15 protein-coding genes are annotated in these 12,221 nt (G+C 75.3%); 12 read left to right on the top strand and 3 right to left on the bottom strand.

The window, feature by feature from the left end; translation table 11 throughout:
- The first annotated feature begins 143 nt into the window (after positions 1-143).
- The 7 genes from AA75_RS38690 to AA75_RS38660 all read left to right on the top strand — a co-directional run bounded on the left by AA75_RS38690 (position 144) and on the right by AA75_RS38660 (position 5,858).
- Positions 144-434 (top strand): DUF3040 domain-containing protein, encoded by a 291-nt coding sequence (locus AA75_RS38690; protein ID WP_033825122.1) that lies wholly within the window; start codon positions 144-146, stop codon positions 432-434.
- Between the two features lie 93 nt (positions 435-527).
- Complete coding sequence (locus tag AA75_RS38685; protein WP_033825121.1) at positions 528-746, top strand: hypothetical protein; 219 nt, start codon at positions 528-530, stop codon at positions 744-746.
- A gap of 55 nt (positions 747-801) precedes the next feature.
- Positions 802-1,803, top strand: a complete 1,002-nt coding sequence (locus tag AA75_RS38680) for a MerR family transcriptional regulator (protein WP_033825120.1) — start codon at positions 802-804, stop codon at positions 1,801-1,803.
- A gap of 130 nt (positions 1,804-1,933) precedes the next feature.
- A complete protein-coding gene (locus tag AA75_RS38675) occupies positions 1,934-2,368 on the top strand; it encodes an SRPBCC family protein (RefSeq protein ID WP_033825119.1) in 435 nt (144 codons plus the stop codon).
- A gap of 176 nt (positions 2,369-2,544) precedes the next feature.
- Positions 2,545-3,405, top strand: a complete 861-nt coding sequence (locus tag AA75_RS38670; protein ID WP_063794527.1) for a hypothetical protein — start codon at positions 2,545-2,547, stop codon at positions 3,403-3,405.
- A complete protein-coding gene (locus AA75_RS38665; protein ID WP_063794526.1) occupies positions 3,402-4,733 on the top strand; it encodes a nucleotidyl transferase AbiEii/AbiGii toxin family protein in 1,332 nt (443 codons plus the stop codon). Before AA75_RS38670 ends, AA75_RS38665 begins: the two co-directional genes overlap by 4 nt.
- Before the next feature lie 150 nt (positions 4,734-4,883).
- Positions 4,884-5,858: a hypothetical protein gene (locus AA75_RS38660; RefSeq protein ID WP_051814149.1), complete on the top strand. Its 975-nt coding sequence runs from the start codon at positions 4,884-4,886 to the stop codon at positions 5,856-5,858.
- A gap of 83 nt (positions 5,859-5,941) precedes the next feature.
- Here AA75_RS38660 and AA75_RS38655 read toward each other — a convergent pair whose 3' ends face one another.
- Both AA75_RS38655 and AA75_RS38650 read right to left on the bottom strand, forming a co-directional pair.
- Entirely contained in the window at positions 5,942-6,538 is a 597-nt protein-coding gene (locus tag AA75_RS38655) for a choice-of-anchor C family protein (protein WP_033825118.1), read from the bottom strand.
- Positions 6,539-6,837: 299 nt separating this feature from the next.
- A complete protein-coding gene (locus AA75_RS38650) occupies positions 6,838-7,827 on the bottom strand; it encodes an aldo/keto reductase (RefSeq protein ID WP_033825117.1) in 990 nt (329 codons plus the stop codon).
- A 358-nt stretch (positions 7,828-8,185) separates the two neighbouring features.
- Here AA75_RS38650 and AA75_RS38645 point away from each other — a divergent pair, with 358 nt between their 5' ends.
- The 4 genes from AA75_RS38645 (at position 8,186) to AA75_RS38630 (ending at position 10,401) form a co-directional block, all read left to right on the top strand.
- Positions 8,186-8,686 carry a VOC family protein gene (locus tag AA75_RS38645; RefSeq protein ID WP_051814148.1) on the top strand — a complete coding sequence of 167 codons (501 nt, stop codon included), beginning with the start codon at positions 8,186-8,188 and terminating at the stop codon, positions 8,684-8,686.
- Positions 8,687-8,729: 43 nt separating this feature from the next.
- Entirely contained in the window at positions 8,730-8,900 is a 171-nt protein-coding gene (locus AA75_RS51225; protein WP_051814147.1) for a hypothetical protein, read from the top strand.
- Positions 8,901-8,934: 34 nt separating this feature from the next.
- Entirely contained in the window at positions 8,935-9,696 is a 762-nt protein-coding gene (locus tag AA75_RS38635) for an SDR family oxidoreductase (RefSeq protein WP_033825115.1), read from the top strand.
- A 99-nt stretch (positions 9,697-9,795) separates the two neighbouring features.
- Positions 9,796-10,401 carry a GPP34 family phosphoprotein gene (locus AA75_RS38630; RefSeq protein WP_033825114.1) on the top strand — a complete coding sequence of 202 codons (606 nt, stop codon included), beginning with the start codon at positions 9,796-9,798 and terminating at the stop codon, positions 10,399-10,401.
- 34 nt (positions 10,402-10,435) lie between these two features.
- On the opposite strand, the gene AA75_RS38625 is transcribed toward AA75_RS38630, so the two are convergent.
- Positions 10,436-11,908, bottom strand: coding sequence for a hypothetical protein (locus AA75_RS38625; protein WP_033825141.1), 1,473 nt, complete (start codon positions 11,906-11,908; stop codon positions 10,436-10,438).
- Positions 11,909-11,995: 87 nt separating this feature from the next.
- On the opposite strand from AA75_RS38625, the gene AA75_RS51550 reads away from it, so the two are divergent.
- A partial coding sequence (locus AA75_RS51550) for a hypothetical protein (RefSeq protein WP_206743466.1) occupies positions 11,996-12,221 on the top strand: 226 nt, incomplete at its 3' end.

Below are 12,221 nucleotides of genomic sequence, written 5' to 3'. Positions count from 1 at the left end.
CCCGCGGCCGCGCGGGGGGCCGCCGCATCACCACCCCCTCGGCCCTTCGCGCCGGGGCTGATGCACAAACGCTGCGAGCAGCCCTCCGCGGCACGCCCGGGCGATGCTGGAACCGGACCGCCACCCGAGGAGGTGCGAACGCCGTGACCACGCCGCTGAGCACGCCGCTGACCACCGAGGAACGACGAGTCCTGGACCGCCTCGAAGCGGGGCTGCGCCGTGCGGACCCGAGACCCGACCGCCTGCTCGCCCGGCCGGCGGGCCCGCTGCGGCGGCTCGCCGAACGGCCCCGGGCGCCGGCCCTCGCCGCGGCCGTCCTCGCCGCGTCCACCGGCGCCGGCGCCCTCTGCATGGCCGCCGGGATACCGGCCTCCGCAGCGGCCCTCACACTCACCGTGACCATGCGGCGCCTCGCCCGGCTCCAACACCGCTGACACCCCCCGCTGACACCTCCGCCGGGGCCCGCCCCGGGCCGGCACCCCCGCCGAAGACGACCCCCGCGCCACGGAAGCCACCTGGAGGAGACCATGGCCGCCACCGTTCCCCCGTCCGTGCCGGTCCTGCCCGCCGCGCGGCCCGTACCCACCGAGACCCCGGAGTGCGAGGCCTCCACCTGCGCCGGGATCTCCACCCCGGAGTCCGTCGAACTCCACACCGCCTGGCCGGGCTGGATCCCGCTGCTGGTCATCGCCGTGCTGGTGGTCAGCTGCCTCGGCTTCGCGGTCGGCCGCATCGCGGGATGGTGATCCCGTGGGCGCGCCGGTCGCGGCACCGGGCCGTACCGGACGTAGGCTCCCGTCCGTGTCCGAACCCGCAGCTGCCCCACCGCTCGCCGAGGCCGGTCTCAGCACCGGTGGCGTGGCCCGCCGGCTCGGCGTCTCACCCACCACCATCCGCTCGTGGGAACGCCGTTACGGCATCGGCCCGGCCCGGCGCGAGGAGGGCCACCACCGCCGCTGGAGCCCGCAGGACGTCTCCGTGCTGGAGGCGATGTGCCGCCTCACCGCACGCGGGGTCCCGCCGGGCGAGGCCGCCCGGCTGGCCCGCAGCGGCCAGGCCGGTGACCCGGACGCCGCCGCCCGGGCCGCCGACGACGCCGACGGGACGACGGGCGCCGCGAGCCATCCCCCCGGCGGCGGCAACACCCTGCCGGTCGGCCCGGTCCGACCCGAGTGCCGGGGACTGGCCCGGGCCGCCGTCCGCCTCGACGCCCCGCAGATGGCACTGATCCTGCGCCAGGCCGTGGACGACCTGGGCCCGGTGGCCGCCTGGACCGAGGTGATGATGCCGGCCCTGCGGGCGGCGGGCCGCAAGTGGTCCGTCGAGGGCGAACGGTACGTCGAGGTCGAGCACCTGCTGTCCTGGCACGTCTCCACCGCCCTGCGCAGGATCGCCGACCGCCCCGGTGCCACCCCCGCCCGCACCGGTCCGCCCGTCATGCTCGCGGGCATGCCCGCCGAACTGCACGCCCTCCCGCTGGAAGCGGTCGCCGCCGGGCTCGCCGACCGGGGGCTGCCGTTCCGGATGTTCGGGCCTGCGGTGCCGCCCGAGGCGCTGCTGGAGGCGGTCCGCCGCACCGGCCCGTCCGCGGTCCTGCTCTGGTCGCAGGCCCGGCAGACCGCCGACCGGGCCCTGGCCGCCCGGGTCGCCGGGACGGCCTGGGGCGGCCGCGGATCCCGGACCCGGCCGGTCGTGCTGGCCGCCGGACCGGGCTGGGCGGGCACGCGCCGCCCTCCCGGCACGCTGCGCCCCCGCGACCTGGCCGAAGCACTCGACCGGATCGAGCAGTTGCTCGCTGACTGACCCCGCCGCGGTCCCGGCTGCCCCCGGCCGGTCGCGGCGGCTCCCCGTTCCGGGCCATCCGGACGGGCCGCGGCTCCGAACCCCGTGGGGGCGGTCGGCGCCCCCCATGCCCGCCCGGAAGGAGCACCCGATGGTCACCGTCGAACGCAGCATCACCGTCACCCGGCCGGCCGACCAAGTCCTGCGGTACCTCGCGGACTTCGGCAACACACCCCACTGGGACCCCGGCACCGAGAGCTGTGTGCGGCTGGACGACGGCCCACTGGCCGAGGGCGCCCGCTGGCTCAACGTCTCCCGGTTCCGGGGACGTCGCACCCGGCTCGCCTACCGCCTCGCCCGGTACCAGCCGGACCGGCTGGTGTTCGTCGGCGAGAACCGCACGGTCACCGCGACCGACGACATCCGCATCCGCGCCTGGAACGGCCGGACCGTCATCGTCTACCGCGCCCAGCTACGGCTCCACGGCCTCGCCAGGGCCGCCGCCCCGCTGCTGCAACCGGCCTTCGAACGGCTCGCCGACCAGGTCGCCGAGCGGCTGCCCGCGGTCCTGGAAGCGTCCGCCTGATCCACGGGTGGGCGCACCGGAGCTGCCCGCCGGGCCGCGCGCGCAGGACGGCCGTTCAGCACTGCGCCGTACCGGCCGGGCCGACGTACACGGAGGAGCCGCTCCGGCAGGCCACCGACGGGGCCGCGCCAAGAGCCCGCCGAGGGACTGTCGGTGGGGTCTGCCACCATGCTCGCATGCTCGTCACCCATCCTGACCTGGGCCGCACCACCGCACCCGGACCGACAGCCGCCGTGCCCGACCGGCCCGCGGACGCCGAGGCGCACGCCGAGGCGCATGCCGGTCCGCACGCCGGTCCGCACGGCGGCCCCGACCTGCACGGCGACTTCGAGGTCCACCTGACCGTGGCCCCGCAGGCCGCCGACGCACTGGCCGACTGGGCCTCGGCCAACGGCGTGAAGTTCACCCACATCCTGCTGGCCCGCGGCGCCGCCGTCTCCCAGCCGATGCTCACGCTGCGCGGCTCCGGCTCGTACCAGGAGGTCGCCGCACAGACCCGCCGGACCTCGGAACGGCTGGCGGACGCCGGGTTCACCGTGCTGCGGGTAAAGATCGAGGCCACCCCCTGGGCCCGCGGCGTCCCGCAGTCGGACGCCGCCGCCGAGGCCCTCGGCCCGCACCGCTACTTCGAACACCACGTCAAACTGCTGCTCCCCGCCGGCGAGCGCACCGACGGCCTCGCCGACCTGGCCGTCCGGCACAGCGCCCACCTGTCCGCCAACGCCCGCCGGGTGCGCGCCGACGGCGTCCGGGAACAGTTCGTGACGCAGCGCTGCCGCCTGGTCGGGCTGGACACGGCGGGCCGCCGGCTCGACGCGCTGCTCGCCGACCTCACCGCCGACGGTCGCGCCATCGCCTCGGCGGAACGCGAGTTCGTCGCCCTCGACACCGACGAGACACTCGACGCGGGCTGGATAACCGAGACCGCAGGAACCGCAGGGACACCCGGCACCACCGCCGTACCCGGCACCACCGCCGTACGCGGGACACCCGCGCCCGGCCGCACCACCGACCACCGAGGGGGAGCCTCACGATGACCACCGAAGCCACCGGACCGACCACCCACCCCGCCGACGGCGACAACGGCTGGGCCGACTTCGAGTACGGACCGTGGGAGGAGGTCGTCCTGCCCCGGCAGGCCCCGTCCGAGGCCCTGCGCGAGGAACTCGACCTGCCGCGCGGCATCCGGCCGATCGACGACGACACCGTCACCCAGCAGCCCGTCTTCGACCCCGCGCTCGCCGGGTACGCCCGGGCCCTGCGCCCCAGCGAACCCGCGTTCGCGGACCCCGAGGTCGCCGCCCGCTGGCTGACGGCCCGCCGGGAGGCGCTGAACACCGTCCTGTCTGCGGTGGCCCGCTCCGCCTGGGCCGAGCACCTCGTCCTGCGCGGCAGCATCCTGCTGCGCGGCTGGTACGGCGAGGCCGCCCGCGAGCCGGGCGACCTGGACTTCGTCGTCGTCCCCACGGACTGGGAGCTCGAGGACGACCGGACCGAGCGCATGATCCACGAGATCGCCGCCGCCGCAGACCGCCTCTCCGCCGACCATCTCTCCGCCGACCACCCGTCCGCCACCGCGGCCGACACCGGCCTGCGGCTGCACGCCGACCGAGCCGTCGCGGACGAGATCTGGACCTACAGCCGGGTGCCCGGCCGCCGGCTGGTGCTGCCCTGGACCGCCCCCGGCGTGCCCGGCGGCACGGTACAGCTCGACTTCGTCTTCACCGAGCACCTCCCGCTCGCCCCGCGCTCCGGCGAACTGCCCGGCGTCTCGGCCCCGCTGCTCACCGCGACCCCCGAGCTGTCGCTCGCCTGGAAGATCCTCTGGCTGCTGACCGACAACCACCCGCAGGGCAAGGACCTGTACGATGCCGTCCTGCTCGCCCGGGACACCCAGGTCTCCTACGAGCTGCTGCACGACGTGTTCGCGGGCTCCGCGGAGGGCGGCCACCACTGGCCCGTCCTGCCCTCCGGGATCTCCGACCTCGAGGTCGACTGGGACGAGTTCCGCAAGGACTACCCGACGCTCGCCGAACCCTGGGAGGAGTACCCGTCCCGGCTGCTCACCGCCCTCACCCCGGCCTTCGGCGGCCGGACCGAGTACGAGCTGCGCGCGGCCTGGCTGGCGCCGTTCGTCGAGGAACTGCGGCCGCTGCTGGCGACGGACGGGATGGCGGCGGTCCTGAGCCGGATCGCCGAGCGCTACCTCGGGCTCCCCGACCGGCTGGTGGTCACCCGCGAGTTGCTGTCCTGCGACTTCGCCGAGGCCGTCCGCGTCGCCGCGGGCGACTCCGACGCCGACTGGCGGGTCCAGCGGCTGCGCGAGGCCGCCGACCGCTTCGCGGCCGAGAGCGACACGCCGTAGGGCTGCGCCGAAGCGCCGCGGGCGGGTCCCCCGGTCGGGAACGACCGACCGGGGGACCCGGCCACGGCGTCGGGCCCGTCGTAGGGGTGACGGGCCGTCAGGCATGGTCCTCTTGAGCCACCCGTTTGTGTGCTCACCGGAGGAGAGACCTTGTCCCGCCCATCCCGCATCACCGGCCTGCTCGGCGCGGCCGCCGCCGGCCTGTCCCTGCTGGCGGCCAACCCGGCCGTGGCGGTCGCGCCGCCGCTGTCCGCGCCCCGGATCCTCGCCCACTTCGACCTCGCGCAGGGCCGCCAGCCCGAGAACATCGCGCTGGAACCGGACGGCTCCGCCGACCTCACCTTCTCCTTCGCCCGCCAGATCGGCCGGGTCGCCCCGGACGGCACCCAGACCATCCTGGCCACCCTCCCCGCACCGGCACACCCGGCCACCCCCCTCCTCGGGGCCGCGATCGTGACCGGCATCGCCCGCGCCCACGACGGCACCCTCTACTTCGGCTACGCCACCGGAACGGACGACCTCACCGGCATCTGGCGGCTGTGCCCCGGCGGCAACCCCGAGCGGCTCGCCGCCCTGCCCGCGACCGGCCTCCCCAACGGCCTCGCCCTCGACGAGCACGCCGGCCTGCTCTACACCGCCGACTCGGCACTCGGCGTCGTCCACGCCGTCCCCCTGGACGGCGGCCCCGCGACCGTGTGGTCGGCCGCACCCGAGCTCAGCCCCACCGGCGGCTTCGGCGCCAACGGACTCAAGGTGCACCACCACGCCGTCTGGGTCACGAACACCGACACCGGCACCCTGCTGCGCATCCCGATCCGTCAGGACGGCACCGCCGGGCCGGTGGAGACCCGCGCCACCGGACTCGCCGGGATCGACGACTTCGCCTTCACCGGGCACGGCGACAGCCTCGTCGCCGCCCTCAACTCCCCGAACGAGGCCGCCTTCGTCGCCGGGGACGGCAGCCACCACACCGTCCTGACCGGCCAGGACGGCCTGTCCAACCCCACCTCGGTCGCGGTCCGGGGCGACACCGTCTACGTACCGAGCGCGGCCTACTTCACCCAGGTCGACCCCAACCTGCTGCTCGCCACGCTCGACCGCCCGCGGCGCCCGCACGGGCGGTAGCGGCGTCGGCGGTGTCAGGCGCGTCAGAGGCGTCAGGAGCGGTGATCCGGGACCTCGCTCCCGACGCCACCGGCCGGGGCCGGTCACCCGCAGCAGGGCTTGCACTCCGTCACCCGGACGTTGTCGATGACCGGTCCGTACGCCCCGGCGACGGTGCTGGTGAAGCCGAGCGTGGTGGACGTGTTCTGCGCGACGAAGCTGAACTGGTGCCCCACGTAGCCCATGGCGGCCCTGGTCCGGCCGGAGACGTCGAAGGAGAAGTCCTGGAAGTTCTGGCCGTCGACCAGCACCCGGCCGGTCCGGAGGGCGACTCCGCCCTCCGGGTTGCCGGCCAGCGCGTAGGTGACGGAGTAGGTGGCGCCCGGCACGGTGGTGAAACTCTGGGCGACGGTGCCGCTGTTGGAGCCGTTGAGATCGAGCGACTGATCTCCCTCGGCGGCCTGCCAGAACCCGGCGCCGATCAGGTCGACACTGCCGGCGGTGACGCTCCAGGGGCCGATGGTCTGACCGGCGGTCAGACCGGCGAAGGTGTTCGCCGCGACCTTGGGCGTCTCGAAACTGCCGTCGTCGAAGTGGCTGAGGGCGCGGTGACCGCCCGCGGCCTGGGCCGGTGCGGCCAGGGCCGCGGCACCGGCGACGAGCAGGGCGGTGACGGCGGTACGGGTGCGCGAGAACGGCATGCGGGGCCCTCCAGAGGCTCGGCGGACGGGACCGATCGGCGATCGGCCGTGCACAGAGCTTCCGTTGCCGCGCCGACCCGTGCCAAGACCCGCCGGCCGGCGGCAGGGGGTGCGCACCACCCGCCGACCAGCTCCCGCACGCCGGTTTCGCCGTCCCCGGCCCCGCCGCGCCGGGGCCGGGGACCGTTCCGGGACGGTCGCCCCAGTCGTACCGGCGTCGGACGAGCGGCCCTCCCGGGTGTGAGCCGGTTCGTGTGCGCCCCTGCCGCGCGGCGCGCTCCGCCCCGGGCCAGGTCCGGTCAGCGGTTCACGGCCCGCATGCCCGCCTCGTCGTAGCGTTCGCCCGCCGCCGCGGGCAGCTCGGCGTCGATCCGGGCCAGGTCGTCGGCGGTGAGCACGACGTCGACGGCGCCCGCGTTCTGCTCCAGGTAGCTGCGGCGCTTGGTGCCCGGGATCGGCACGAAGTCCTCGCCGCGGGCCAGTACCCAGGCGATCGCCAGCTGGGCCGGGGTGACGTCCTTCTCCGCGGCGATCTCCTTGACCTTCTCCGCGAGCCGGAGGTTGGCCCGCAGGTTGGCCTCGGTGAAGCGCGGGTTGCCGCGGCGGAAGTCGTTCTCGTCCAGTTCGTCGGGGGAGCTGAAGCGGCCGGCGAGAAAGCCGCGGCCGAGCGGGGAGTACGGGACGAAGCCGATGCCGAGCTCACGGCAGGTGGGCAGCACCTCGGCCTCCACGTCCCGGCTCCAGAGCGAGTACTCGCTCTGGACGGCGGTCACCGGATGGACGGCGTGGGCGCGGCGGATGGTCGCGGCGCTCGCCTCGCTGAGCCCGATGTGCCGGACCTTGCCCGCGGCGACCAGTTCGCCCAGCGCGCCGACGGTCTCCTCGATAGGCACGGCCGGGTCGACGCGGTGCTGGTAGTACAGGTCGATGCGGTCCGTGCCGAGCCGTTCGAGCGAGCCGTCGACGGAGCTGCGGACGTGCTCGGCGGACCCGTCCTGGCGCCCCACCGTCGACATGTCACCCGGCACGGCGTGGTCCATCCGGTAGTTGAACTTGGTGGCGATGACGTACTCGTCGCGGTGTCCCCGGATCGCCTCGCCGACCAGCGACTCGTTGGTGAGCGGCCCGTACACCTGGGCGGTGTCGAGGAAGGTGACACCGAGTTCCAGGGCACGCCGGATGGTCGCGACGCCCTCGTCCTGGTCGGTGGTGCCGTAGAACGCGGACATGCCCATGCACCCGAGGCCGATGGCCGACACCCGGAGGTCCCGCAGACTGCGCTGTCGCATGTGAACTCCCAGCCCTTGCTCTCGTGTTCGTTCCCGCACTCGGCCCCCGCTTCCATCTAGCAACGGGTCCCGGCGCCCGGCATCCCGGGCCGACGGCGGTGACGCCGGCCGCCCGCGCCCGGCGCCCCCGCGGGTCCCGCCTTGACGGTGCTGTGCCCGCGGCGCACGGTGGAAGTGGAGGTCCCGGCGGGCCCGGTGACCGGCCCGGGAGACTCGTGGAAGCACCTGGCCGCGCGTCCGCCCGCGGTGACCGAGCGACCATGCGGGGCGTCCGGGGTGTCCGACGGCGGTCGGGCCGCAGTCGCGCGCGGACATCGTCATCGCAGTGTCACAGCGCCACCCACCGATGGAGGCGGGGATGAGCAGCGTCCAGGAGAGCAACAGCAGTGCGGCCGCGAGCCCGCCGGTGCGGCCGGGGGAGGTACGGCTGGAGGTGGTCGTCGTGCCGGTCTCGGACGTCGACCGGGCGAAGGGCTTCTACCAGGGACTCGGCTGGCGGCTCGACGCCGACCTCCCGGTCGAGGACGGCTACCGGGTGGTGCAGCTGACGCCGCCCGGCTCCGGCTGCTCGATCATCTTCGGCGAGGGCGTCACCTCGTCCCCGCCCGGCTCCCTCCAAGGCCTGCACCTCGTGGTCCACGACCTGGACGCGACCCGTGCCGAGCTCATCGGGCGCGGCGTCGACGTCGGTGAGCCGTTCCACGAGGCCTCGGGGGTCTTCCACCGGGCCGGGACGGCCGGCCGGGTGGGCGGCCCCGCGCCGGACCACGCCGACTACGGCTCCTTCGCCGCCTTCAGTGATCCGGACGGCAACGGCTGGGTGCTCCAGGAGATCAGGACGCGGCTTCCGGGCCGCTGAGACAAGCCGCTGAGACAAGCCGCTGAGACAAGGAGTGTGCCCCATGAGCGGGACGACGTACGAGACGGTGGAGGACCTCGCCCAGGCCCTGCGGCGCGCGGCCGCGGCCCACGGGAAGCACGAGGAACGGATCGGCGCGGAGGATCCGAACTGGCCGGACTGGTACGCGCTGTACATGGTCCGCGAACGCGCCGGCGAGGAGCTGCCGACATGACCGGCGGGTCCGCCGCGGACGCCACGGGGACCCGGTGACCGGCGCACCGCAGGCCCCGGCCGCCACCCGCGCACCGGCGCTGGCCGGGCAGACCGTCGTCCTGATCGGCGGCAGCGCCGGGATCGGGCTGGCGACGGCGAGGCACGCCCGGGCCGAGGGCGCCGACACCATCCTCACCGGCCGGGATCCCGCCCGACTCGACAAGGCGGCGGCCGAGGTCGGTGCCGTCGGCACCGCGGCCTTCGACGCGACCGACCCGGCCGCCCTGGAACGGTTCTTCACGGACCTCGCCGCGCCGGTCGACCACGTGCTGGTGACCGCCGGCGGTCCCTACTACGCCACCCTGGCCGAGATGGACTTCGACGAGGCGCGCCGCGCGCTCCAGGAGCACCCGATGGCCATGCTGGGCGTCGCCCGCCACGGTGCGCCCAGGGTCCGCCCTGGCGGCACGCTGCTCTTCATGGGTGGCACCGGGGCCCGCCGCCCCGCCGTCGGCCTCGCGGTCACCTCGGCGATGACGGCGGCCCTGCCCGCCCTGACGGCCGGCCTGGCGCTGGAGGTGGCCCCGATCCGGGTCAACCTGATCGCCGCCGGTTTCGTCGACACCCCGCTGTCGGCGTCGCTGCTCGGCGAGGGGCTCGAGGCGCGGCGCGAGCAGCTGCGCGCGACGCTCCCGGTCGGGCGGGTGGTCGGGCCTGACGACGTCGCCGCGCTGGCGGTGCACATCATGGCCAACACCGCGCTGACCGGGGCGACGTACGACATCGACGGCGGGCAGCAGCTCCTGCCGGGGTGACCGGGCGGGCCGTGGCCGCGGTTCGGACCGCGGCCGGGACGCCGGCGGGCTACAGTCGGCGACGTATCGCCCGCTGGTGCCTGAGATGCGGAGCCACTCATGACCACAGCCCGGGACCTGTTCATCGTCTCCATGGACGTGGCGTCCAGCCGTCCCGTGGATCCAGGCGACCTGTCGCTCGCCCTCGCCGGGGCCGAGGTGATCGACCTCCTCGGGTCCGAGGCACTCGCCCTGGACGGTGAGCGGATCGTGCCGGGCGGCCGCTGGGAGCAGGCCGACAAGCTGCTGGACCGGGCGGCGGAGTCGCTGGTCCGGCAGCCGCCGTACGAGACGGTCGAGGACTGGCTGTGGCGCCGGGGCCGAGGGCTGTCGTCCGCGTACCTGGCCGCGCTGGAGATGGAGGGCCGGGTCACCCGGGAACGCGGCCGGTGGATCCCCGTCCGGACCAGCCGGACGGCGGTCGCCGACTCGCCCGAACGCCGCCGGGCGGCCGAGCGCTGGGCGTCGGGCGACCCCGTCCTCGCGATCCTCGCCACCACCGCCGGGATCCACGACCGGCCGACCGAGGAGGCCGACGAGATCGAGGACGAGGCGGTCGTGACGGTGCTCGCCGCCGTCGGCGACGCGGTCGCGGAACTGGAGGCCGTTCGGCAGCGGCGGACCATCGAGGAGGCGGCCTTCGACAACATCTGGCGCGGCCCCTGACAGCGCCCTCGCCGACTGCCCGACTGCCCGGCGGCTACAGGCCCACCAGGTCCAGCAGCCGTTCCATGCTCTCCACGGGAAGGTGCGGCGAGGCCGCCGCGGCCCGGGCGACGCGGTCCGAGGGGTCCGCGAGGAGGCGGAGCAGGGCGGGGAGCGGGAGCCTGCGGTGGCCGGCCACCGCGTGGCGGACGCGCTCCTCGGGGTCGGCGGCCAGCTGCTCGGCGAGTTCCGCCGGGAGCTGCGGATCACGCGGCGCGAAGGAGCGGAGCCGGGGCTCGGGGTCGGTGGCGAACCGGTGCAGGGTCTCCGGGGCGAAGGCCAGGACCTCCTTGGTGTCCCACCAGAAGGTGAACTTGTCCCGTCGGCGGTAGCGCCGTTCGATGCTCTCGGCGGTCCGGGGATCGACCAGGTGCGGGGCATTGGCCGCCATGGTGAGCCGGACCATCTCCTCCTCGTCGTCCAGCAGCCGGGCCACCGCGTCGGCGGGCAGCTCCTTGCCGAGGGCCGCCGAGACGCGGAAGGAGACATAGGGCGAGTCGATGTGCGGCAGCGGATCGGCCGCGACCCACTCCAGGCGCAGGATGCGCAGCGCGGTGGTCGCGAACATGTTCTCGTACCAGAGGTCGAGTGCTTCCTCGTCGGCCTCGGGTTCCGGGTCCTTCCACGTGGGGGAGAGCTCGTGGACGGCGGCGTGGATCCGCGCCCGCAGCGGCTCCGGCGTGTCGGCCCGGGCGAACACCTTCACCCGGACCGCCAGCGCCGGATCGACGGCCAGGACGTCGCGGACCGGCGGCGGCAGGTCGGGATGCCGGGCGACCTCGGCGCGCACCTCACTGTCCGGATCCTCGGCGAGCCGCCGGAAGGCCTCCTCGTCCAGGACGGCGTGGACCACCGCGCCCGCCCGGGTCACCGGATCCGCCAGCAGCGCCGGCAGCAGGTCCGAGGGCGGTACCGGGTGGGGCAGCCGGGCGAAGTAGGTCGCACAGGCCGCGGCGCGGACCTGGGGCTCGGGGTCGGTCAGCAGGGTCCGGCGGACCTCCTCCGGTGCCTGGGTCCAGTGCTTGGCCAGCGTGGCCCGGATCGCGGGATCGGGGTCGGCGGCGAGGCGGGCCCGGAGATCGGGGGGTGTGTCGTCGTCCTCGGCGAGGCAGGCGCGGACCCGCGGCACCGGGTCGTCGACGAGTCGTTCCAGCATCTCCCTCGGCGCGCTCTCGGCGCGCACGACGAGCGCGGACCGCACCGCCTCGTCCGGGTGGGCGGCCAGTCGGATGCGGAAGCCGTCCGGCAGGTGCTTGTTGAGCGCCAAGCTGTGCAGCAGCCAGTGGTCGTCGGTCGCGATGATCTCGGCGATCAGCTCCTCGGTGAGGTCCGGACGTCCCGCAACCTCGCCCCGTCCCGGCCGCCAGGCGAACAGCCGTCGGATCATGGGGCCCGGCAGGGCGGGGTTCGTCGCCAGCCCGTCGATGACGGCGGGGAGATGGACCGGGAGCGGGAGGTCGGCAGCCATGCGGGCCAGCATGCCAGGCGGACTCCGCCGGGCCGTGCCCGACTGCTGGCCCTTGAATCGAACGACTGTGCGATTCATGATGGAGGGGTGACCATCTGCCCCGGAGTGGACGACCGGCGCCGGCCGGATGCGGTGCCGGCGCCGGGGGAGTTGCTGGTCGGGCCGGGGCGCAGCTGGGTGGCCGAGGAGTGCTGGCGGCGGGTGGAGATCAGGGTCGGGGGGTGCTGGCGGCCGGGCCGGGTGGAGCGGTGGCGGCTGCGGCAGGGGGTCACCGACTGGGTGGCGCTGATCCGGTGGGGTCGCGGTGCCGCCG

The organism is Kitasatospora sp. MBT63 (assembly GCF_000710465.2).
Taxonomy (GTDB): Bacteria; Actinomycetota; Actinomycetes; order Streptomycetales; family Streptomycetaceae; genus Kitasatospora.
The sequence above is the reverse complement of the archived record's forward strand: the minus strand, read 5'-3'. Positions and strand labels throughout refer to the sequence as shown.